This window comes from Roseobacter sp. S87, from assembly GCF_055693285.1.
This window is the reverse complement of record NZ_JBVFTR010000004.1, coordinates 200,547-223,385: the sequence shown is the minus strand read 5'-3', so window position 1 is coordinate 223,385 and position 22,839 is coordinate 200,547. Positions and strand designations below refer to the sequence as shown.

At 58.9% G+C, this 22,839-nt stretch carries 22 protein-coding genes and 2 tRNA genes; 17 read left to right on the top strand and 7 right to left on the bottom strand.

The window, feature by feature from the left end; genetic code table 11:
• Positions 1-26: 26 nt before the first annotated feature.
• The 3 genes from ACZ1HA_RS01975 to ACZ1HA_RS01965 form a co-directional block, all read right to left on the bottom strand.
• Positions 27-941: a carbohydrate ABC transporter permease gene (locus ACZ1HA_RS01975; RefSeq protein ID WP_375228572.1), complete on the bottom strand. Its 915-nt coding sequence runs from the start codon at positions 939-941 to the stop codon at positions 27-29.
• Positions 942-1,006: 65 nt separating this feature from the next.
• Positions 1,007-2,260, bottom strand: coding sequence for an ABC transporter substrate-binding protein (locus ACZ1HA_RS01970; RefSeq protein ID WP_472712655.1), 1,254 nt, complete (start codon positions 2,258-2,260; stop codon positions 1,007-1,009).
• 23 nt (positions 2,261-2,283) lie between these two features.
• Positions 2,284-3,168, bottom strand: coding sequence for an N-acetylmuramic acid 6-phosphate etherase (locus ACZ1HA_RS01965; protein WP_472712654.1), 885 nt, complete (start codon positions 3,166-3,168; stop codon positions 2,284-2,286).
• A 157-nt stretch (positions 3,169-3,325) separates the two neighbouring features.
• On the opposite strand from ACZ1HA_RS01965, the gene ACZ1HA_RS01960 reads away from it, so the two are divergent.
• The 8 genes from ACZ1HA_RS01960 (at position 3,326) to ACZ1HA_RS01925 (ending at position 12,409) form a co-directional block, all read left to right on the top strand.
• Positions 3,326-4,204, top strand: a complete 879-nt coding sequence (locus tag ACZ1HA_RS01960) for a glucosamine kinase nucleotide-binding domain-containing protein (protein ID WP_472712653.1) — start codon at positions 3,326-3,328, stop codon at positions 4,202-4,204.
• Positions 4,201-4,950: a GntR family transcriptional regulator gene (locus ACZ1HA_RS01955; protein ID WP_472712652.1), complete on the top strand. Its 750-nt coding sequence runs from the start codon at positions 4,201-4,203 to the stop codon at positions 4,948-4,950. Before ACZ1HA_RS01960 ends, ACZ1HA_RS01955 begins: the two co-directional genes overlap by 4 nt.
• A gap of 13 nt (positions 4,951-4,963) precedes the next feature.
• Positions 4,964-5,992, top strand: coding sequence for an SIS domain-containing protein (locus ACZ1HA_RS01950; protein WP_472712651.1), 1,029 nt, complete (start codon positions 4,964-4,966; stop codon positions 5,990-5,992).
• Positions 5,989-7,164: an N-acetylglucosamine-6-phosphate deacetylase gene (gene nagA / locus ACZ1HA_RS01945; protein ID WP_472712650.1), complete on the top strand. Its 1,176-nt coding sequence runs from the start codon at positions 5,989-5,991 to the stop codon at positions 7,162-7,164. The genes ACZ1HA_RS01950 and nagA overlap by 4 nt, the downstream gene beginning before the upstream one ends.
• 12 nt (positions 7,165-7,176) lie before the next feature.
• Positions 7,177-7,893, top strand: coding sequence for a copper homeostasis protein CutC (locus tag ACZ1HA_RS01940; RefSeq protein ID WP_472712649.1), 717 nt, complete (start codon positions 7,177-7,179; stop codon positions 7,891-7,893).
• A gap of 217 nt (positions 7,894-8,110) precedes the next feature.
• Positions 8,111-8,869: a methanethiol S-methyltransferase gene (gene mddA, locus ACZ1HA_RS01935; protein ID WP_472712648.1), complete on the top strand. Its 759-nt coding sequence runs from the start codon at positions 8,111-8,113 to the stop codon at positions 8,867-8,869.
• Between the two features lie 604 nt (positions 8,870-9,473).
• Positions 9,474-11,783, top strand: coding sequence for a cache domain-containing protein (locus ACZ1HA_RS01930; RefSeq protein ID WP_472712647.1), 2,310 nt, complete (start codon positions 9,474-9,476; stop codon positions 11,781-11,783).
• Between the two features lie 2 nt (positions 11,784-11,785).
• The gene (locus ACZ1HA_RS01925; RefSeq protein WP_472712646.1) at positions 11,786-12,409 is read left to right on the top strand and encodes a response regulator transcription factor; all 624 of its coding nucleotides are present in this window, start codon (positions 11,786-11,788) and stop codon (positions 12,407-12,409) included.
• A gap of 80 nt (positions 12,410-12,489) precedes the next feature.
• Here the strand turns inward: ACZ1HA_RS01925 and ACZ1HA_RS01920 are convergent.
• A tRNA-Ser gene (locus tag ACZ1HA_RS01920) sits at positions 12,490-12,579 on the bottom strand.
• Between the two features lie 306 nt (positions 12,580-12,885).
• On the opposite strand from ACZ1HA_RS01920, the gene ACZ1HA_RS01915 reads away from it, so the two are divergent.
• From ACZ1HA_RS01915 to ACZ1HA_RS01880, 8 genes are all read left to right on the top strand, one after another.
• Positions 12,886-13,809, top strand: coding sequence for an SPOR domain-containing protein (locus ACZ1HA_RS01915; protein ID WP_472712645.1), 924 nt, complete (start codon positions 12,886-12,888; stop codon positions 13,807-13,809).
• 21 nt (positions 13,810-13,830) lie between these two features.
• The gene (locus ACZ1HA_RS01910; protein WP_375228583.1) at positions 13,831-15,000 is read left to right on the top strand and encodes a D-alanyl-D-alanine carboxypeptidase family protein; all 1,170 of its coding nucleotides are present in this window, start codon (positions 13,831-13,833) and stop codon (positions 14,998-15,000) included.
• Complete coding sequence (gene tmk, locus ACZ1HA_RS01905; protein ID WP_472712644.1) at positions 14,997-15,635, top strand: dTMP kinase; 639 nt, start codon at positions 14,997-14,999, stop codon at positions 15,633-15,635. Before ACZ1HA_RS01910 ends, tmk begins: the two co-directional genes overlap by 4 nt.
• Positions 15,632-16,738: a DNA polymerase III subunit delta' gene (locus ACZ1HA_RS01900; RefSeq protein WP_472712643.1), complete on the top strand. Its 1,107-nt coding sequence runs from the start codon at positions 15,632-15,634 to the stop codon at positions 16,736-16,738. The genes tmk and ACZ1HA_RS01900 overlap by 4 nt, the downstream gene beginning before the upstream one ends.
• 32 nt (positions 16,739-16,770) lie before the next feature.
• Positions 16,771-17,577 (top strand): TatD family hydrolase, encoded by an 807-nt coding sequence (locus tag ACZ1HA_RS01895; RefSeq protein ID WP_375228585.1) that lies wholly within the window; start codon positions 16,771-16,773, stop codon positions 17,575-17,577.
• Positions 17,577-18,377, top strand: coding sequence for an MBL fold metallo-hydrolase (locus ACZ1HA_RS01890; RefSeq protein ID WP_375228586.1), 801 nt, complete (start codon positions 17,577-17,579; stop codon positions 18,375-18,377). Before ACZ1HA_RS01895 ends, ACZ1HA_RS01890 begins: the two co-directional genes overlap by 1 nt.
• A gap of 56 nt (positions 18,378-18,433) precedes the next feature.
• Entirely contained in the window at positions 18,434-19,369 is a 936-nt protein-coding gene (locus ACZ1HA_RS01885; RefSeq protein WP_375228587.1) for an AEC family transporter, read from the top strand.
• Positions 19,370-19,781: 412 nt separating this feature from the next.
• Positions 19,782-20,414: a transglutaminase-like cysteine peptidase gene (locus tag ACZ1HA_RS01880; RefSeq protein ID WP_472712642.1), complete on the top strand. Its 633-nt coding sequence runs from the start codon at positions 19,782-19,784 to the stop codon at positions 20,412-20,414.
• A gap of 94 nt (positions 20,415-20,508) precedes the next feature.
• On the opposite strand, the gene ACZ1HA_RS01875 is transcribed toward ACZ1HA_RS01880, so the two are convergent.
• Together ACZ1HA_RS01875 and ACZ1HA_RS01870 are read right to left on the bottom strand one after the other, a co-directional pair.
• Positions 20,509-21,210 (bottom strand): hypothetical protein, encoded by a 702-nt coding sequence (locus ACZ1HA_RS01875; RefSeq protein WP_472712641.1) that lies wholly within the window; start codon positions 21,208-21,210, stop codon positions 20,509-20,511.
• Positions 21,211-21,528: 318 nt separating this feature from the next.
• A tRNA-Leu gene (locus tag ACZ1HA_RS01870) sits at positions 21,529-21,614 on the bottom strand.
• An 80-nt stretch (positions 21,615-21,694) separates the two neighbouring features.
• Between ACZ1HA_RS01870 and lipB the strand changes: the two genes are divergently transcribed.
• Positions 21,695-22,411, top strand: a complete 717-nt coding sequence (gene lipB, locus ACZ1HA_RS01865) for a lipoyl(octanoyl) transferase LipB (protein ID WP_375228644.1) — start codon at positions 21,695-21,697, stop codon at positions 22,409-22,411.
• Positions 22,412-22,413: 2 nt separating this feature from the next.
• Here lipB and ACZ1HA_RS01860 read toward each other — a convergent pair whose 3' ends face one another.
• Positions 22,414-22,836, bottom strand: coding sequence for a response regulator (locus tag ACZ1HA_RS01860; RefSeq protein ID WP_375228645.1), 423 nt, complete (start codon positions 22,834-22,836; stop codon positions 22,414-22,416).
• Between the last annotated feature and the right edge of the window lie 3 nt (positions 22,837-22,839).

The window sequence follows — 22,839 nt, the reverse complement described above, 5'->3', positions numbered from 1 at the left end:
GTTGAACGGATTGGAACGGGCCTTGTTCACAGCTGGTACCTCCGCATGCGTGTCTGGATACCAAAGAGGTAGATACACACGCCGATCAGAATGATGGCAAACATGGCCCCGGCGATGGCGGACCCCATGTGAGGGTCCCCAAGCTGAAGCTGAAAGCCAAAGAAAGTGCGGTACATGAATGTACCCAGAATATCGGTCGAGAAGGCTGGTCCCGCGAGCGCGCCCTGGGCTGCATAGATCAGGTCAAAGGCATTGAAATTACCCACGAATGTCAGGATCGAAATAATCCCGATCGAGGGCAGGATCAGCGGCAGTTTGATTTTCCAGAAGGCGGAGATACCGGTAATACCGTCGATTTCACCCGCCTCCAGGATTTCCTCCGGGATTGAGAGGAGAGCGGCATAGATCAGCATCATCGGAATGCCCACGAACTGCCAGACGGACACGAGTGCAAGCGTGGTAAGCGCATATTCTTCTTTGCCCAGCCAGGGCGCGAAAAGGGACTTCAGACCCACGGCATCCAGCATCGAAGGCGCGATCCCCCAGATGGGCGACAGGATAAGTTTCCAGGCAAAACCGACAATCACAAACGACAGGATCGTGGGGATAAAGATCGCCGACCGGTAAAGCGCTGCAAAGCGCAGGCGCGGGTGGCTCAGAATTGCGGCCAGCGCGATCCCGATGGGGTTCTGCACAAGCATATGCACCACAAAGAACCAGAAGTTATTGCCCAACGCGTTCCAGAACTGTTCTGACCAGATCGGATCAAAGAAGAGTGTCCGGAAATTTTCCAGCCCGACGAAGACGCGTGACTGGTCCACCTCGCTGTAGAGCGCGAGGCGCAGCGTGTTGAACAGCGGGAAGATCATCACGGCCGTGTAGACGAGAACGGCCGGCGCCAGGAACACAATGATGTGCCAGCGAATGCGTGGGGTCGGCATGGGGTTTCTCCGGGGATGGTGCCCGGGCGCCTCTGCGCCCGGACGTTCTGCAGCTTTGGGGAGGGTTACTGCTGCGGTTCGTACCAGCTGGCGAGACCAGTCTGGAGTTTCTGACCCAGCTCATCAGGCGAGGATGTGCCTTTGATGGCGGCAACCGAAGCACCCCAGGTTTCATTTTCCAGGTTCGGCGTGCCACGGGACAGGATCTGGTAGGTCGAGCGGATTGTGCTCTCGCATTCACTGCGCCAGCCGACGAATTCACGCGCCAGAGGATCCTCCAGTTCGACCGGTGTTTTCGACAGCGGGAAGAAGCCCGGCAGCGCATTTCCGAAAATCGACGCGAATTCAGGGCTGCCAACCCAGGCAAGGAACGTTTTTGCAGCATCCGGGTTTGCCGTCGCCGCATTCATCCCAATGCCGATATCGGTGTGATCCGAGATGTAGCAGGTGTCGCCTGCGTTCTGCACCGGTGGCTTGAAAGCACCCATGGCAAAGTCGGCCTGCGCATTGAAGCCCGAAATTTCCCAGGACCCCGCCGGATAGATAGCTGCGCGGCCCAGCGTGAAGAGGTTCTGGCTGTCAGGATAGGTCTGCGCTTCATAGCCATCGCCCAGATATTCACCCCAGCGCGCGAGCGTCTCATAGGGGGCAACCCAGACCGGGTCTGTCAGCTTTTGGTCGCCCGCGATCAGAGCACGACGGCCTTCTTCGCCCTTCCAGTAGTTCGGGCCGATGTTGTTGTAACCCATCGTGGCCGCTTCCCACTGGTCGTTGGTGCCCATGGCCATCGGGATATAGGTGCCGTCTTCCTTGATCACGTCCAGTGCCGCAAAGAACTCTGCCTCAGTTGTCGGCACTTCGATGCCCAGCTCGGCGAAGGCGTCGGCATTGTAGATGAACCCGTGGATAACAGAGGCCATGGGGACGCAGAATGTCGCCGATCCATCGTCAGACTGCCAGGCAGATTTTGCAACATCCGAGAAGTTGTCCATCGCGGACATGTCATCAAGATCCGCAAGGTGGCCTGCCTCAAAAAGCGCAAGCGAAGCGTCAAACGGGCGGCAGGTGATGATGTCACCCGCTGATCCCGCATCCAGCTTGGAGTTCAGCACAGCGTTGTATTCGGTCGGTGCAGACGGCGAAAAGACCACCTTGATACCGGGGTTCTCAGCCTCAAAAGCCGGAATGATCTTGTCCTGCCAGAGCGCGAGATCATCGTTCCGCCAGCTTTCGATTGTCAGTGTCACGTCCTGCGCCTGTGCCGCGGACGCCACCAGCGCCGTCGTCGCAAGTGCCATTGCCAGTGTTTTGCTTTTCATTGTTTACCTCCCAGAGTGAAAAGTTATGTGAGCCGCGCAAGAGCCGCGCGTAGGTTTGATCCGGTGTCGTTCAGAAGGGCCTGTGCGGTTTCCGCGCTCTGCCCGCGGGCAACGAGCACGGCGGGCTTGACCGCACCGCCTGTAGCGTCAAGAGCGGCCATCGCGCCCTCATGATCCACTGCGGCAATCCGGGCAACGATGCCGGCCGCGCGCTGGCGCAGTTTGATATTGTCAGCGTGCACGTTCACCATCATGCCGTCATGGACATGGCCAAGGTCGATGGCCATCAGAGTGGACATCATATTGAGTGCAATTTTCTGAGCCGTACCCGCCCCCATGCGTGTCGACCCGGACAACACCTCTGGCGGCGTCCCCAGACAAACAGGAACATTTGCAGCCGCCAGCAGCGCTGTATCCGGGTTGTTGGCAATCGCGATAATCTTTGCACGGGCCTTGCGCGCAATTTCCACGGCCGCAAGGGTGTAAGGTGTTGTTCCGCTTGCCGAAACCGCGATCAAGAGATCGCGGGATGACAGACCGGCCAGACCGGTCGCGAGGGCATGGGTATCATCTTCGGTTGCCCCCGGCATCTCCACACCATCCGGCAACCCACCCGCCATATGAATACGCAGCTGTTCAGCCGGTATCGAAAAGGTGCCGCCCAGCTCCATCGCATCAGATGCAGCCATCAGTCCGGATGACCCGGCTGCAACGTAGTGAATGACGCCGCCGGCTCTGATGGTGCGGGCCATGAGCTCTCCGGCTCCCGCGATGTCCCTGGTGCTGTCACAGACCGTCTGTGCCGCGGCCGCCTGTCCCGCAGCCAGAATGCGCGCAACTTCGTCAAGCGGCCGGGCATCAAGCCCATATGCTTCCTCATGCAGCGCTTCTGTTTGCGGTGTGTTCATCTGATTCCCCCAGCGATGCAAGTAAAGATACCTATTTAATACCTATTGTCCATTCTTTTCTTCACTCAACATTTTAATAGCTTTTTTGCCGAAAATTCGGGCATTTGGTCTGAATTAGGTCTTTCATAAGACTGATAGGTATTGTAATGGTATGTTTATGGATTTGCGACACACCAGACAGGCACTGGCCATAGATGGCGGCGGAACGCACTGCCGGGTTGCGCTTGTCGCCGATGGAACAGTCACGTCTGTCGAGACCGGGCCCGCCAACGTTTCCACTGATTTTTCAGGCGGCGTCAGGGAAATTCTGAGCGGCATTGATGCGCTTGCGAAACGCACCGGCATATCAATGGACAGCATAAGCGATACACCCGCTTTCGTGGGTCTCGCCGGCGTCACCGGACCGGAAATCGCCGACAGGATACGCGCAGCTTTGCCATTCCGTACAATCAGAACAGACGACGACAGGCCCGCTGCCCTGCGCGGCGCTTTGGGTGTCGGCGACGGGTTCCTCGTGCACTGCGGCACCGGATCCTTTTTCGGCGTTCAGCAGGATCGCGCAGCAAGGTTCGCAGGAGGCTGGGGGCCGGTGCTGGGCGATGAAGCCTCGGCACAATGGATCGGCAGGCTGGCACTGAGCGCTACCCTCGATACAACAGATGGCATCGCAGGGGACTCCGCGCTGACGAACGAACTTCTCGCGCATTTCGGAGATGCCGCCGGCATTGTCCGGTTTGCCCGCGAAGCCGCACCGGCAGATCTGGGTGAGCTTGCGAAGCTGGTTACGTCCGCAGCTGCCGACGGAGACGAAAATGGCCTGCGCGTTATCCTAAAAGGTGCAGAGCACATTGCGCAAAAACTGACAGATCTTGGATGGCGCGCGGATACACCGGTGTGCCTGACCGGCGGCATCGGACCGTTTTTCGCCCGACACCTGCCTGAACAGATGCGCCATTGTATCACGGTACCGAAAAGCACGCCGCTGGAGGGGGCCCTGTCACTGGCAATGGATCTGGCATCGGAGGTCACCGCATGAATTCAGTAGAATTTCTGCGTCCTGAAAGCTGGCTGACCGATGGCGGAGGCCCCCGATATGTTCAGCTGCGCCGGCGCCTGGAACAGGGCATCGGCTCCGGCGTTCTGCCCCCGAATTCCTCGCTGCCGCCGGAGCGGGAACTGGCGGATGTGACAGAGCTTTCGCGTGTCACAGTACGAAAAGCGATCCAGGAACTTGTCCGCGAAGGCGTGCTGGAGCAGCGCCAGGGCTCGGGAACATTCGTGCGGGAGGCCGTTTCGCGCGTGGAACAGTCACTCTCGCGCCTGAGCTCTTTTACCGAAGATATGTCTCGGCGCGGCATGGAAACCACGTCGAAATGGCTGGAACGCGGCGTTTTTGCCCCGAACGCGCGGGAAGCCAGCGCGCTCAGCCTGGCGGAAGGGGATGAGGTGGCCCGCATCTACCGCCTGCGCGAAGCAGGGGGGCAGCCGATGGCGCTTGAGCGTGCGTCTTTACCGCTCGACATTCTGCCAAACCCGCTGGACGTCAAAACCTCTCTTTATGAGGTGCTTGGACAACTGGGACAGCGCCCGGTGCGCGCAATCCAGAAAATTTCCGCCATCAACCTCGGCGCTACAGAGGCCGGACTTCTCGGTGTTGTCGAGGGCGCAGCAGGGCTGTCCATTGAGCGCACCTCGTTTCTGGAAAGCGGACGCGTCGCGGAACTGACGCGCTCGATCTACCGAGGGGATGCCTATGACTTCGTTGCCGAACTCCGTCTTTGAAAGGCCTGATGCTATGACCTCCGACACGACCCGTATGCGTTCGGAAATTCTGGAAATTCCTGACGCGTTAGAACGCCTGCTGTCGCGTGGACAGTCTGATGTCGAAAAGGCCGCAGGTGCGGCACGGGAAGCAGACCCTTCGTTTTTTCTGTCCGTGGCGCGCGGCTCATCAGATCACGCCTGCACGTACCTTAAATATGTCAGTGAACTCCTCCTGAAACGACCCATGGCGTCCGTCGGGCCATCTGTAAAATCAGTCTACGGAACTGATCTTGCGGTGCCTGGCACGCTTTGTATTTCGGTGTCCCAGTCCGGTCAGAGCCCTGACATCGTCCGGATGACGGAAAGCCTCGCTGCAAATGGCGCCCTGACCGTTGCCATCACAAACGACCCCGGCTCAAGACTGGCAGGCGTGGCAGACAGAAAGCTGCCAATCCATGCCGGTCCCGAACTGAGCGTTGCGGCGACAAAGACCTTCGTGACCTCACTGGTGGCTGGTCTCTGGCTTATGGCGGAGATCAGACAGGACAATGACCTGATTTCTGCCGTACGTGCCCTTCCCGGTCATCTGAGCAATGCAACAGCATGTGACTGGTCCGAAGCCGCGGACAGCATCGACGGGTCATCGCTCTTTACACTTGGCCGCGGCCCATCCTGGGCCATCTCCAACGAGGCCGCGCTGAAATTCAAGGAAACCTGCCTGATCCACGCCGAAAGCTATTCCTCTGCAGAGGTGATGCATGGTCCGGTTTCAATCGTGGACCGCAGTTTTCCCGTTATCGCCTTTGCCGCGGGCGATGCGGCGGAGGAAAACGTGGCGCAAACAGCTGACGCGCTGGCAGACAAGGGCGCGCAGGTCTTTACCCTCGCCCGCGGTGCGCGGCGCGCGCGGCAATTGCCCCACGTGCGCACCGCACACTGGCTGACCGATCCGATTTCCGCAATTGTCTCCTTTTACGGCATGGTTGAAAACGTAGCCACAAAACGGGGGATCAACCCTGACACGCCGCGGCACCTCAACAAAGTGACCGAAACCGTATGACAGCGCAGACGGTGATATTCCGCAACGGCCGGATTTTCGACGGATCACAGCTGCATGATGGTGCGGCTGTCCGTTTCTCGGATGGTGTTCTGTCCGGCATAGTGACTGCCCCGGAGGATGATCCGGGCGCGTACGTGATTGACCTTGACGGCGATATCCTGAGCCCGGGTTATACCGACATTCAGGTCAACGGCGGCGACGGGCTGATGTTCAACGATGCCCCGACCACCGATACTTTGCGCCGCATGGCGCAGGCACACCGGTGGCTGGGCGTGACGCATCTGCTGCCAACGCTGATCACTGACACGCGTGACATCACACAAGGGGCAATTGATGCGGCATGCGCAGCCGTTGAGGAAAAGATCCCCGGCATCGCCGGGCTGCATCTGGAGGGGCCGCATCTGTCAGTGGCGCGAAAGGGGGCCCACGATCCGGCCCTGATCCGCCCGATGGAAGCGGACGACCTGGACCTTCTGCTGGAAACGGCCGGTAAGCTGCCGGTCCTGAAAGTGACCATAGCCCCCGAGAACGTGACAGAAGATCAGGTGACCGCGCTTGCCCGCGCCGGGGTGCTGGTTTCTCTGGGCCACACGGATGCTGATTTCGCCACCTGCATCAGGTTTTTCAAAGCCGGGGCGCGCTGTGCCACGCATCTGTTCAACGCCATGAGCCAGATCGGCAACCGTGAGCCCGGACTGGCGGGCGCTGCTCTGACGTATGGCGAGGCTTCCGCGGGCCTGATCGCAGACGGCATTCATGTGCATTCGGATGTCATCCGTATCGCCTGGCAGTCAAAACAAGGCCCCGGAAAACTGTTTCTCGTCAGCGATGCCATGGCTGTCGCGGGAACTGACACAGACGCCTTTCTGCTGAACGGGCGCAGCATTCTGCGTCGGGACGGCCAGCTCAGGCTGTCGGATGGAACGCTTGCGGGTGCGGATCTTGATCTGACAAAGGCGGTATCTGTTCTGGTCAACCAGGTTGGGGTGCCGCTGGACCAGGCGCTTGCGGCAGCCACAACCACGCCCGCCGGACTGTGCCGTATTCACGGATGCAGCCTGCGCCCCAATGCGACCCGGATCAGTGAAGTGATCCGGATCAGGCAGGATCTGAGCGGCCTCGTACAACATACTGTGGATGCCCTCGGGCAACCTCTGGCGGACAAAGTTTAGAAAGCTGCTGCAATGGCACAACTCGAAGTCTGTGTGGACACATACGAAGGGGCCTGCAGTGCGGTTGCTGGCGGGGCCGCCCGCATAGAGCTTTGCTCCTCACTGTCGGAAGGCGGCCTTACACCTTCAGCAGGCCTCATGCAGGCAGCAGCGCAGCTTGTGGTGCCGTGTTTTGCAATGATCAGACCCCGAAGCGGCCTTTTCCGGTTTTCCGACGTGGAGGTCCGTATCATGCTCGCTGATATCCGGGCCGCGCGCGACGCGGGTCTGGCCGGTGTCGTGCTGGGCGTACAGAATGCGGCAGGCGGCCTTGATCTGCCCATTTTGCGTCAGCTCATTGAGGCCGCAGGGCCGATGGGGAAAACCCTTCACCGGGTCATAGATGTTGTGCCCGATCCGCTTGCTGCACTCGATCAGGCAATGTCGCTCGGGTTTGATCGGGTTCTTTCGTCGGGCGCGCAACCTCTGGCCCCTGATGGCGCCGACCTGATCAGGGAAATGGTCAGGCGGTCAGATGGGCAAATGTCGGTGATGCCCGGCTGCGGCCTGACACCAGAAAATGTCCGGTCGGTGCTTGAGCGTACAGGCGCTGATGAGGTTCACGCCTCCTGCCATGAACCTGTGCCAGGCGATCCGGCTTTTTCTGATTTCGATCCGGTTGGCGGACGGCAGCAGACATCGACACGCGAAGTCGCAAGAATGGTGGCGGCGCTGAAAGGGCCCGGCTGACCAACCGGAACCTGCCTCCCCTGCCCCGGCGCGCAGACAGAATCTGTCTGCGACCCAAAACCCGGGACTTAGCGGATCACGATGCCTGGTTTTTTCACGCTGCGTGAAGACGATCACAGAAACGGCCTGCCGTCCTGGCGTAGGGGTGAGTCGCCCAACACCCGAGCGTATCTGTCCATTCCGGATGATGCGTGTTCGGGATAACCAGGAGCCCCTTGTGAAACGTCCCGGCCTCGTCATTTACGGCGTCACTGCATACATTCTTTTTAATGTCTCTTTTCTTTACATGATCGGATTTCTGCTGAGCCTGCCTGTGCCGAAGGCAATTAACGACGGCGATGCTGTGCCTGTGATCGCGGCTCTTGCGATGAACACCGGTCTGATTTTCCTCTTCGGCTTTTTTCACAGCCTGATGGCGCGTGGCCGGTTCAAAAAATGGTGGACCACCATCATTCCTGCGGATGCTGAACGCAGCACCTATGTGCTGCAGTCGGCCCTGTTTCTTGCGCTGGCCATGTGGCAATGGCAGCCCGTCCCGGCAACGATCTGGGAAGCGAGTGGTGCTGGCACGTGGATTGCGTACGGGATCTGCGGTCTCGGGGTCGCCCTCGTGCTCGTTTCGACCTTCCTGATCGACCATTTTGAGCTCTTCGGCCTGCGCCAGATCTGGTCGGCGCACAAAGAACGACCTATGCCCACTCCCGAATTCCGGGTTCCTTTTCTCTATCGGTTCGTGCGTCATCCGATGCAGCTTGGGGTGATTATGGTGGTCTTCGGAACACCAGTTATGACCGCAGGGCACCTGCTGTTCGCCGCTCTGATGGCGACCTACGTTATGATCGGCCTGTGGTTTGAGGAAAGGTCCCTCGTCAAAGAGTTCGGCGACAGATACCGGAACTACCAGCAGAACGTTCCGATGCTGATCCCCCGGCTGACACCTGTTTCACGGATGGCACTTCATGCGACACCCAGCTGATCTCGGCGCGCAGCCGGTTCCGGTACCGGTCGCCGACACTCTTTGCCTGACCCTGAAAAGGGTCAGCATACGGATGACCCTCAGGAACCGGCAGGGACACCCCGGCAGAAACCTGCCCCGCCCCTGAAACAACGCGATCCGCCGGGCCATTCCTCTGCCACAGCGCAGTGGGCCCAGCGGCCCAGGCCGCAAAACGATGCTGCGGCCGTTGCCGGACCCGGGCGCCCCAACGCACGCCTTCCCCCAAAAAAACGCCGCATCAGGGCAATCTCTTGCCCGATGCGGCGCTGATCTTAAACGGCCCACTTAATAATATTTCAGAAGCCCGCGTCGGGATACGACGCTACGCCCAGGCAGGCCGGTACGAGCCTTAAACACTCACCAAACTTCGAACGAACTTAGTTCGCAACTAATGACTTTGAACGTACACAGTGTGCTCCAGCACGTGCATAAGTGTAAGTTCGTGTCATTACCTAGGTAGAATTGCCTATACCGCTTCCGGGTATTGTTTAATGCCCGGGAATAATGCCAGGATCAGCGACCGCGCGCAGACACATTTACCTGCAGTGTGGCAAACCGGAAAGGAGCATCGGAGAAACCTGAAATGAAAACATCTTTGGGTCTTGTTCTCGCATTGTGCCTTGCCGGCCTGCAATTTGTCGCGATCATTATCGTTATGTCGTCGTCGTACCTGACGTCCGAACGGGTTCTGCTGGACCATGCCCGCAGCCTGTTACGGGACGTCGGCTCGAACACAATCGCGCATTCCAAAGGTTTTCTTGGGCCAGCACAGGGAGCGGCCGAACTTGCCGCGCGCATTGCCGAGAACCGGATTGTTGCGAGCGAGAACCAGGAGCTTCTGGAAAGGCTGCTCTTTCAGCAACTGCAGACGGCTCCACACCTCGCGGGCCTTTTCTATGGCGACGAAGATGGCAACTTTGTCTATGTGAAACACAGCGAACAACCGGCGCCGTTCCGCTCCAAGATCATCACCCGCAACGGGTCTGACCGCCGGATAGAACTGATCTGGCGCAATCAGGATTATGGTGTTGAGGCGCAGATCGAAGATCCGACCGACACTTTCGACCCGCGCGAACGCCCCTGGTACCGGCGCGCAGAAGCACAGCGCAGCATGGTCTGGACCGACCCCTATATATTCTTCAGCTCGCAGAACCCCGGGATCACAATCGCCGTACCCGTTGTGTCAGAGGACGGTGGCGTAAAAGGTGTTGTCGGCGTCGACATCGAGATCAGCGAATTGTCCGAGTTCCTGTCGGAGCTCAAGATTGGCGAAAACGGCACAGCACTGATCGTCAACCAGAACGGCGACGTTATCGCACATCCGAGACCAAACCTTCTGAAAGCTGTGAACTCTGATGGCACGTTCCGTTTTGCCGGGATTGAGGAGATTGAAGACGACATTGCACAGGCCGCTTTCGGCGATCTGTCACAGATGGAGGCCGTGCGCTTCGAGGAAGAACGATATGCCCTCTTCAGCTACATGGGCGCTGATTATGTCTCTACAATTATGCCCACCATCAGCGAACAACTGCCCTGGACGATCGCTGTATATGCGCCGGTTTCTGACTTTGTCGGCGCAATTGTTGAGAACCGCACCCGAAATCTTTGGGTCGCAGCGCTGGTGTCGGCCATCACCGGCATTATCGGCCTCATGCTGGCGACATTCATCAACCGTCCGGTGCGGGCATTTGCGGTACGCGCCGCTCTGATCTCTCAGGGGGAAATCGATCCGTCCGAGCCTATGCCAAAGACCTACAAGGAACTGGAACAGGCCAACGAGACTCTCACGGCCGAGATCAGGCAGCGCAAGTCGGCTGAGTACGAATACGGTCAGACCTTTGAGCTCTCCTCGCGCGGCATGGTGCAGATTGCGCCCGATACCGGGCGCTTCATCCGGGTGAACCCCAAGTTCGCGAGCATCACCGGGTTCACAGCGAACGAATTGCTGGACATGAATGCAGCAGATCTTTTTGCACCGGACGATCCGGAGACCTTTTCCGACATCGTCTCTGAAACTCTGGCAAACGGCGATTCCAGCATTGAACAGACCTGCAGGCGCAAAGACGGACAGATGATCTGGATCCGGATCAATGCCATCGTCATCCATGACGATGCCGGCCAGCCCCTGCATATTGTGGCGACCGTAAACGACATAACCGAAACGAAGGACTCTCAGAAACAGATCGAAAAACTGAACCGCGATCTGTCGCATCTTGCGCGCGGGAAACTGCTGGGGCAGATGGCAGCCAGCCTGGCGCATGAGCTGAACCAGCCTCTGACCGCCATCACCCAGAATGCGGATGCGGCTTTGATGACGGTCAGTGAAAACGCAGACCATGACAGGGAGCTCACGCAAATCCTCCAGGATCTGGACCAGCAGGCACACCGGGCCGCTGACATCATCAAAGCTCTGCGGGGCTTTGCGCGGAAGGGCGAGGAATGGAAAACGCCTTTTGACCTTGAAGAACTGATCGGACAGACGCTTCATCTGGTTCAGGCCGAAGCCACAGAGCACGGCGTCAGTATCCGCGTGTCACAGCCCGACCTCCCACAGGTTCAGGGTATCCGCATTCAGATGGCGCAGGTCATCGTCAACCTGTTGCGAAACGCGATTGAGGCCATGGCAGATTCCGGCACGCCGCAGAAGGACATCTGCATTTCTTCGGACGTACTGGAGGGATTTGTCCGGGTTTCAGTCGAAGACACAGGCCCGGGTGTCGACCCGGGCATTGATCTCTTTTCCCAGTTCGAAACCACAAAAGCCGACGGAATGGGGCTGGGACTGTCCATCTGCCGCTCTATAGTAGAGGCAGGTGGCGGTGAGATGTGGCACGAGACGACTGAACAGGGTGGCGCACGTTTCTGTTTTACAGTTCCGGTGGTGGAGCAATGACGATGGAGAATGACGTAGTTTTCATTGTGGATGACGACGAAGACATTCGTTCGTCCCTGAGCCGCTCTCTGACCACGCGGGGGTTTAGTGTAGAAACCTTCGCGTCCGCCCATGAGTTTCTGGAAGGTTTCAGTGATGAGCGTTCGGGGTGCATCGTACTGGACTACGGCATGGCGGGAATGAACGGTCTTGAGCTTCAGAAAAAGCTCGTCGCCGAAAGCCGTGCATTGCCCATCATCTTTATTACAGGTCACGGCGGCATCCCTGAATCCGTGCTGGCCATGAAGGCCGGCGCCCTGGATTTTCTGGAAAAACCGTTCCGGACGGATGTGCTGGTCGAGCGCATCAGGCAGGCGCTGACAATCAGCTCAGCAAGCAGTGACGCGCGGGACAAAGCCGCGCGGGCCAGTGCGATGCTGGATACGCTGACCACCCGGGAGCGCGAAATCGTCGACATGGTCGTCGCAAACCCAGCCAACATCACAAGCAAGGAAATTGCGCGCGAGCTGCGCATCAGTCCGCGCACGGTGGATCATCACAGGGCACGTATTCTCGAGAAAATGCAGGCGGGTTCGATGGCAGAGCTGATTGATCTGGCCATAGCGTCACAGAAGTATTCGGGCTGAAACCGGATTTTCTGTGCACGAGATGAGTGCAACGTGCGCCAAACCTTCATTACCGGTCACCAAAAAATGTGCCGGGACAATGGCGGAGGAGGTGGGATTCGAACCCACGGTACGCTTTCACGCACGCCGGTTTTCAAGACCGGTGCATTCGACCACTCTGCCACTCCTCCGGAATGACTGGCCCTGCGCTTTTGGCCGAAGCAGCCGGATTGCGCAAGAGCAGACACCCTCCGCACCTGCCTTTTTGGCGATCGGGTCCGCTCAGGAGTGTATCAGCCCGAAAATGCGGAGAGGATTATCGCCTGGAACCTGCGCAAAACCTTTCCACGCGGCACAACTCGGGCTAGGATATGCGCAAAAGCCCGGAACAAGGGCACAGCAGATATGCCGTATGTCGGCTCACAGGCAAGGACGACCCGAATGACGATCAGTTGCGTGTCCGGATTTTTTCACCCGCATGCCGGGCTGCCACCGCAATGGTTGCGGCACTGGCCCTCTCCGCCTGCGATGAGACAGGCGCCTTCAATCTCGAAAGCCTGAAGCCAGCGCCGACAGAGGCGTCAGCCGCCATACCGGCAACGGGAGAGACAACCGAACAGGATGTTGAAGCACCCGAAGTTTTCGCAGCACGCGAAGAAGGCCTGTGGGACGGTCGCCCGTCGCTCGGTGGTGTCTGGGTTGCCCATCCGGACGCCGACGCCCCGGAGCGCGTCATCATCCGGAACACCGAAAACGGACAATTCGTTGTGGGTGCGCTTTTCAGGCGCGAACGTGAGGTTCCAGGACCCCGGCTGCAACTTTCATCAGACGCAGCATCCGCGCTGGACATTCTTGCGGGCGCGCCGACGGAGCTGGACGTAACAGCGCTGCGCCGTGAAGTCATCGAACAACCTGTAGAACCGGAAGCCGTCGATACAGAAGTCGAAACGCAGTTGGCGGCGGACACCGCAGCGTCAACACTGTCAGCCGAAGAGATCAGCAGTGCTGCAGCAACCGACGAGGCAAGCGGTGGCGCAGATCCGATTGCGCTTGCCACAGCCGCTCTTGGCGAGGCCGATGCAGCAGCAGAGCCTGCGGCCGATACTGCCCGGGAAGTGGCCAGCAGCGCAGCGGCAGCACCGGTCACCAGTTCTGCACTGCCCGAATCCACGCTGCCCTCATCATCACTGAACCGCCCGTTTCTTCAGGCGGCCACGCTGAGTTCTGCAGAAAATGCCGATCGCGCAGTCAAGCAGTTGGGCGATGCCGGACTGACCGCACGGGCAAGCGAGCTTAAACGGGAAGACAAGAGCCTCTGGCGTGTCGTTGTGGGCCCTGCAGCCTCCGAAGCGGAACGCAACACTATGCTGGAAAAGGTAAAAGCCGCCGGGTTCACCGATGCCTTTGCCGTATCAAACTAAGCCAAAGCAGGAGACACCACAGTGATCCGTCTTGCACCCTTGATTTTTTCACTTTTGCTGGCGCCGGTTCACGCGCTCGCCTTTGAAACTCAGGCACGCGAAGCCTTTGTGATCGATCAGACGACAGGCACCGTGCTGCTGGCCAAGAACGCCGACGTCCCGCTGCCACCTGCGTCAATGTCAAAACTGATGACGCTCTACATGGCTTTTGAAGCCATCCGCCGGGGCAAATCGGATGGCGGTCTGGATCTCAATGAGCTTCTTCCTGTCTCGGAGCACGCACAATCTTACGGCGGCTCCAGCATGTTCCTGCGCTCCGGCGAGAGTGTCAGCGTCGAGGATCTGATCCGAGGCATTATTGTCCTGTCAGGCAATGACGCATGCGTCGTGATCGCCGAAGCACTGTCTCCCGATGGCACAGAATACGGTTTTGCCAGGCTGATGACGCAGCGCGCGCAGCAGATGGGCATGACCAATTCCACTTTCACCAATTCCAATGGGTGGCCCGCACCCGGGCACCTGATGTCCATGCGTGACCTTGGTCTGCTCGCCCACCGCCTGATCGAGGATTTCCCCGAGTTTTACCCGCTCTTTGCGGAAACCGAGTTTGAATTTGACAACCGCGTCCCGAGCAACCGGCTGAACCGCAACCCGCTGCTGACGATGAACATCGGTGCGGATGGCCTGAAAACCGGACACACACAGGAGGCAGGTTATGGCCTGACCGGCTCCGCAAAACAGGGTGACCGCCGCGTGATTTTTGTAGTCTCCGGCATCGAATCCAGTGCCGCACGGGCCCAGGAATCGCAGGCCATTGTGAACTGGGCATTCCGCCAGTTCACAATGCGTCCCATGATCAGCGAAGGTCAGAAATTCGCAGATGCAGATGTCTGGATGGGCAGTGAGCCCAAAGTTGGCCTGGTTGCTGCGGAAGATATCAGTGTTCTGATGCCGGCTCTCGCGGCAAGTGAACTTGAGGCAGAAGTGGTCTTTACCGGCCCGGTTGAAGCACCGGTCACCAAAGGGCAGCAACTCGCAGAACTTGTTTTCACGCCCGAAGGCCTGCCGGAGAAACGCATTCCGCTGGTTGCCGACCGTGACATCGGACCCGGTGGTTTTGTCAGCCGGATGAGCACAGCGGCACTGCTGCTGATCAACCGCCTCATCGAAGGACCCGGGGACGCAACGTGACAACTCCCGCGCGCGGGTCAGGCTGCTTTATCACATTCGAAGGCATCGACGGTTCCGGTAAATCGACACAGATTGACCGGCTTGCATCGCATCTGCGCGCTGCCGGTCGCGATGTTATTGTAACGCGCGAGCCGGGAGGCTCAACCGGTGCAGAAGAAATCCGCGCGCTGGTGCTGCAGGGCGATCCGGACCGCTGGTCAGCGGAGACGGAGATCCTGTTGTTTACGGCAGCGCGCCGTGACCACATGGAGCGCCTGATCGAGCCTGCTCTGGCCAGCGGCAAAATTGTGTTGTGTGACCGGTTTGCGGACAGTACCCGTATGTACCAGGGCATGTCCCGCGGGGACCTGCGACCCGTCGTGGATCAGCTGCACAAGCTTATGATCGGGCGGGAGCCGGATCTGACCATTCTGATCGATATGGACCCGGCAACGGGTCTTTCCCGGGCGCTGTCCCGCCAAACGGCTGATGAGCGGTTTGAAGCCTTTGGCGAGGAACTCCAGGCTGCGATGCGCGCTGGTTTTCTGGCATTGGCAGACGAATTCCACGACCGCTTCCGCATTATTGATGGTGCACGGGATATCGACGCTGTTGCGGCAGATATTGCGGCAACCGTGGATCAGGCCCTGGCATGAGCGCACCTGATCAGATTGAGGGCGCACCACACCCACGCGATACTGCACGGATTTTCGGACAGGATGCCGCCGCTGCTGCATTTCTGGATGCCTTTGCATCCGGCAGGCTGCATCACGGCTGGCTGCTGACCGGGCCGCGCGGGGTGGGTAAGGCCACACTGGCGTGGGCCATCGCGCGGTTTCTGCTGGCGACACCGCCCCTGCAGAATGACGGACTGTTCGGTGCTCCGCCCGTGCCCGAAACCCTGGACATTGACCCGGAACACCCCGTGTCACGACGGATTTCAGCGGGGGCGGAACCGGGGCTGAAAGTTATTACCCGCACGGCAAATCCAAAGACTGACCGGATGCGCGAAGAGATTGTCGTCGACGACATCCGCGCACTGGCCGGGTTCTTTCAGCTTTCCGCCGCCGACGGCGGGCGGCGTGTCGTGATCGTGGACGCGGCGGATGAGCTGAACACCTCTGCGGCCAATGCCCTGCTCAAAATGCTGGAAGAACCGCCGGAGCGGGCAACCCTGCTTCTGATTAGCCACCAGCCCTCGCGACTTTTGCCGACGATCCGCTCTAGATGCCGGACGCTGCGCCTCGGCACCCTGTCCCCTGAAGACATGGCGCAGGCCCTCAGCCAGGCGGGCGCGGACGACAATGCCGGAACCGATGCTTTGTCCGCCCTGTCGGGTGGATCCGTTGGCACCGCCCTGCGTCTTTCGCTTCTGGGCGGACCTGCGCTCTATGCTGAGCTGCTGGCGATCCTGAAGAACCTGCCACAGCTGGACAGAGGCCGGGCTGTCAAACTCGCAGAGGCGGCGGCGGCCCGCGGCGCTGAGGCCAGACGGGACCTGCTTTTTGAACTGCTCGATCTGCTGCTGTCCCGCCTTGCACTGACCGGGGCGACCGGACACCCGCCAGTGACCGAAGTAGTCCCCGGTGAGGCCGAGGTTCTGAAGCGGCTGGCCCCCTCGCCCTGCAAAGGCCGGGCCTGGGCGGAAACCGCTCAGGAAACCGGGGCGCGGGCACGCCACGGCCGCGCGGTGAACCTTGACCCCGCCGCTCTGATCCTGGATACCCTGATCAAAGTAAGTCAAACCGCCAGCCCCTGATCTGAGGGTCCGGCCCGGACACCACGACAGGCATGACGGACACACCCCGGATCACCGACAGCCATTGCCACCTCGATTTTCCTGACTTTGACGGCAGGCTGCCGGAGGTTATCGAAAACGCTGCGGCCGCAGGCGTTGAACGGATGGTCACCATCTGCACGCGGCTTCGGAATGAACCACAGGTCCGCGCCATAGCAGAGGCCCATGATCCGGTCTTCTATGCGGCCGGTACGCATCCGATGAGTGCGGCTGAAGAACCGCTTGCCACGGTGGACGAACTGATCGCACTTGCAAAGCATCCGAAGTTTGTCGGCATCGGGGAAACCGGGCTGGACTATCACTACACAGCAGACAGTTCAGAAATCCAGAAAACCTCGCTGCGCATTCATATCAGTGCAGCGCGGGACACCGGTCTGCCCCTGATCATACACGCCCGTGACGCAGATGAGGACATGGCCGCCATCCTGCGGGACGAATACGCGAATGGTGCGTATTCCTGCGTGATGCACTGTTTCTCTTCCTCAGAGGCGCTTGCGCGTTCTGCGCTTGATCTCGGGTTTTATCTTTCGATGTCCGGCATCACAGCGTTCCCCAAATCCGAAGAGTTGCGGGGAATTTTCGCGGCGGCACCGGCTGACCGCATTCTCGTCGAGACGGACGCCCCTTACCTTGCGCCACCGCCCTATCGTGGCAAGCGAAATGAACCGGCCTACACCGCCCACACCGCGCGCCGGGCTGCAGAGACAATGGGCATGAGCTACCCCGACTTCGCAGCACAGACCGAGGCAAACTTCGAACGGCTCTTCAGCAAGGTGCTTTCGTGGGAGGCCGCTGCATAATGGCGCAGACCACGTTCACCATTCTGGGGTGCGGATCATCAGGCGGTGTCCCGCGGCTGGGCGGTCACTGGGGCGACTGCGATCCGAACAATCCCCGCAACAGGCGGCGGCGGTGTTCGCTGCTGGTCGAACGCACCAGTGACAATGGCACAACCACAGTGCTGATTGATACCTCGCCGGACCTCCGGGACCAGTTGCTCGGAACCGGGACCGGCCGGCTGGATGCCGTAATTTATACACACGCACACGCAGACCACGTGCATGGTATCGACGATCTGCGCATGATCGTATTTAACATGCGCGCGCGCCTTCCGGTCTGGGCCGATGCGCCCACCCGCGATGCGCTCATGAGCCGTTTCGATTATGCCTTCGTGCAACCCGAAGGCTCGACCTACCCGCCCATCCTCAACATGAACCTGATCGAAGGGGATGTTGAAATTGATGGCGATGGTGGAACGATCCGGTTCACGCCCTTCCTGGTCGCGCATGGTGGAATGGACGCCCTGGGTTTCCGGATCGGCGACGTCGCCTATCTGCCCGACGTGGCGGAAATCCCTGATGACCAATGGCATCACCTCGACAACCTTGATTGCTGGATTGTTGATGCCTTGCGGCGCGAACCGCATCCGACACACGCACACCTGGATCGTACGCTGAGCTGGATTGAACGCGTAAAACCACGTCAGGCGGTCCTGACAAATATGCACATTGATCTCGACTACGAAACACTTTCAGGCGAGACCCCGGATCACGTTCAGCCCGCCTATGACGGTCAGCGGCTGACATTCGATACGCCCTGACACGCTGCGGGCACTCATTTCCTGCCAGCACCGATTGCTGGCGCTGAAGGCCACCGATGCAAACGCTACTGGACGTCATTCTGCCCGTATTTCTCGTCATCGGGTTCGGGTATACTGCCGTCTGGCGCAATCTGTTCCCTGTTGAAGGAATTGATGGCGTCATGCGGTTTACGCAGAACTTCGCCATCCCCTGTATGCTGTTTCAGGCCATCGCTCACATGGACCTGTCTGCCTCTTTCGACCCTGGCCTGCTCACATCTTTTTATGCGGGTGCCGCGATATGTTTTTTTCTGGGGATGGTCGGCGCGCGCGTGCTGTTCAGACGAGAGTGGGAAGACTGCGTTGCCATCGGGTTCTGCTGCCTGTTTTCCAATTCAGTGCTCCTGGGCCTGCCGATCACCGAACGCGCCTATGGCGCTGAGGCCCTGACCGGGAATTTCGCCATTGTCGCTCTGCATTCTCCCTTTTGCTACGGCCTGGGCATTACCGTAATGGAGATAACCCGCAACAGAGGCCAATCGCCCGCTGTTATGGCACGTTCCGTCGTCAGGGCAATGTTCCGCAACGCACTCGTTCTGGCCATCGGTCTGGGTTTTATCGTGAACATGACCGGACTCGCAGTGCCCGGCGTGGTGGACGATGCACTGTCTCTGATCGTCCGCGCGGCCTTGCCCGCCGCACTCTTTGCGCTTGGGGGTGTTCTGTTCCAATACAGGCCAGAAGGCGACTTCAGGGCTATCGCCATGGTGTGCGTCATTGCGCTTGTGTTGCACCCCGCATTCTTCTGGATGTTCGGCTCAGTTCAGGACGTGCCACGCGACGCTTTCCGGTCAGGTGTGCTGACAGCATCCATGGCACCGGGGTTCAACGCCTACATTTTCGCCAATATGTACGGGCGGGCCAAACGCGTGGCGGCTTCTTCTGTTCTGATTGCGACCGCAGCGTCTATTCTGACGGTCTGGGTCTGGCTGTATTTACTGGCAACAGTCTGACCCCGGTCCGCGGCAGAATCAGCATCAGGCGCGCCTGTGCAAAAAACGACGCGATCGCATCCGAAATGTGACCGCAGCATGTCGGCAAGATATCGCCGCTTTTTGGCCGGCGATGCGGCGCAAACAGGCTGTTGCGTTGTCGGTTAGTACTTTATTTACTGCAAAAAGGGACAGTCATATTGAATTTTCTGACATTCTGCACCTTGGCTGAAGTGCACAAATGCTGCCACAATTGCCCCCTGTGGGCACAGCATTTGGGTCGGGTTTTTAATGAATAGTTACCTCAACGCCCAATTTGAGCCCAATGTTCGCCAAGCTCAACGCTCATAACGGGTACAGTCAGACGCTCCGGAACTGACATGCTGCACCCGGAGGAGGCTGGCGGGAACGAAAACAATACGAGGCCTTCCAAATGGCTATTCAACTCTGGAACGCACGCAGAAATGGCATCGGTGGGGATCGACGCAGTCTGGCAACCAGCGCAGTCTTAGCGCTGGTGGTTGCCGCGGGCATGTTACATGCACCGCAGAGCGCTCAGGCTACAGGAAGTGACTCTTTTCTCCGTGCCAAAATGGCGATCGCCCCCCCAAGTGGCGCGCGTGATCTGTGTGGCAAGTACAGCTGGGCCTGCGCTCATTCGGGCTCAACTAAGGCCCTGACACAAAAGGACCTGAAGACGGTTCAGACCGTGAACCGCCGCGTCAACCGGCAGATCCGGGAAGTCACCGACCTGTCGCAGTACAGTAAAGAAGAATACTGGACACTCCCAGATTCCCTCCGCGGAGACTGCGAGGATTTTGCTCTGCTGAAAAAGAAAGAGCTGATCCGTTCCGGGATTGCACCCGAAAGGCTGTTGCTGACGACCGTGCTGGACACACGCGGCAACAGCCATGCGGTTCTGGTTCTGCGGGCGGACACGGGCGATTATGTGCTCGACAACCTGACGGACCGGATTAAGCCCTGGAAAGAGACACGCTACACTTTCCTGCGCATGCAGAGCCCGGACAAAGCCGGTGCCTGGGTCGGATTGCTGATCCGGGCCTGACCCGCAGAGAGCTTACGTAAATGAAAAACGGCCGCGAAAGGTATCGCGGCCGTTCTTGGTCAGAATTCATTTTTTCTGGAAGTTCCGTCCCGTCTCAGCCGAAACCTCCGCTCGTACCTTCGCCGCCGCCGCCGACGCCGTCACCGTCATCATTATCGTCATTGTCGTTATCGTCGTCGTTATCGCCGAATGTACCGCTGTCGTCGCCACCAGGCGTTCCGTCGCCGCCGGGTGTTCCATCGCCACCAGGCGTTCCGTCGCCACCAGGCGTTCCGTCACCACCGGGTGTTCCGTCACCACCGGGTGTTCCGTCGCCGCCAGGCGTTCCGTCGCCGCCAGGCGTTCCGTCGCCGCCAGGCGTTCCGTCACCACCAGGCGTTCCGTCACTACCGGGTGTTCCATCGCCACCGGACCCACCCTGATCGGCGGCCTGTTCGGCTTCCTGCTGCCTGTCCTCAGCAGAATCAGGACGCTCCTCGGCCGCAGGGGCGATACTTGCAGTTGGAGCATCTGATAGAAGCAGCGCCAGTCCCGGGCAACTCTCCCCGGTTCCCTCAAGCACTTCCACCAGGTTGTTGTGGCGCTGGATAAACCGAATGAAGCCAGTGGTAATAGCATCGCAGCTGCAGAGAGCATCAATCGATACGTTTTCAACTGCGCTCCTCGTTTCACGAATAGAACACTTGTTCTCAAACTCTCCAGTTTGCTGCGCCGCCGCCATTTGTGTGGTTGCGACACCCAAAACTGAAGAAAAAACGATGAAGGATGACGTAGTCAGAAGTGTTTTCAGTTTCATTCCATAACCTCTGCAGCCCCAAATCGTGCTGCTTCTTACCATTAAGCTGCCATACTATTGCCAAACTGTTCCAAAAATGTCTACGGAATGCCTTATTTTCAGGTCAATTATGACGGGAATGTGTCATTTCGGTTCTGCTCACTGAACAGTTAGTGATCCATGGCGTTTTTGTTGAAAGCTCGGTCAAATTTTAACCATCAGTCCGACGCGACTCACCAGGCCAGGACAGAGTTGGCCGTGATTGCAAAACAAGCTTCGTACGGCCGCACATGGTTCGGTTTTCGCGAAGACGCGATTGAACTGAAAATGCAGGAAAAATGGTGCGGATGAGAAGACTCGAACTTCCACGGGTGTTACCCCACAGCGACCTCAACGCTGCGCGTCTACCATTCCGCCACATCCGCACTGAATGGTGAGAGGTCTTTACAGCGGCACCGACACATTGTGAAGAGCCAAATTTTTGATTTCAGACCTTTCCGGTTGATTGCGCAGGGCAACACCGCGGGCTAAACGGATCAGGATGGTTGAATGGCAGATATCAGAAGGGCTCACCGGATACCGGGAAGCCGAGGCCTGGATGGAACAGCGTGCTTCGGACATTGCCGCCGGCCGGGCAAGTGAGTGTATCTGGCTCGTAGAACACCCGCCGCTTTACACGTCCGGCACCTCAGCGCGCGCAGCAGACCTGACTGATCCTGATCGTTTTCCGGTTTATGACACCCGGCGCGGCGGACAATACACCTATCACGGTCCCGGTCAGCGCGTTGTGTATACGCTGCTGGACGTCGATCAACGTGGCCGTGATGTGCGTCGGTTTGTGCAGGATCTTGAGCAATGGGTAATCCTTACGCTGCAGACCTTCAATGTCGCCGGGCATATCCGGGATGGACGGGTCGGCGTCTGGGTTGAAAGACCGGAAAAACCAATAACCGCTTCCGGCCACGTTGCCGAAGACAAAATTGCTGCAATTGGCATACGGTTGCGCAAGTGGGTCAGTTTTCACGGTCTGTCGATCAATGTGGACCCCGATCTGTCCCATTTCAGCGGGATCGTGCCCTGCGGGATCAGTGAACACGGAGTGACCAGCCTGGTTGATCTGGGGCTGCCAGTCACGATGGACGATCTGGACGTCGCTCTGCGCACAACATTCAGCGAAGTATTTCAAGATCAGTCGTCTGACGGTCTCGCGCCTGCCACGTGAACTCAGCCAGCGCGGCCAGCCTGGCATTCTGACACCAGAACCCTCAGTTCGTCCTGCTGAAGTGGTTTCGGGACAAAACGGTGCACGTTGGGATCGGCCTCGGCGCGCGCCATGTCACGCTGCAACTCAGACGTGGACAGCATGACGATCATGTGGCGGTTACGCTGCGTGGCGGGCAGTTTGCCGTAGGCGTCGAGGAACTCGAAACCATTCATACGGGGCATGTTAATGTCCAGAAAAATCAGATCCGGCGCATCTGTTTCATGGCGGTCAACGCGCTGCAGGTGCTCAAGCGCGGCCGCGCCGTCGGTTTCGACTTCGACGTGCTCAGCGACGCTTGCCTTGCTGATAAGCCTTTCATGCAGCAGGTTTGTGACGCGGTCATCATCTACCAGAAGTATTTTTTTCAGTTTCTTTTCTGTCACTTC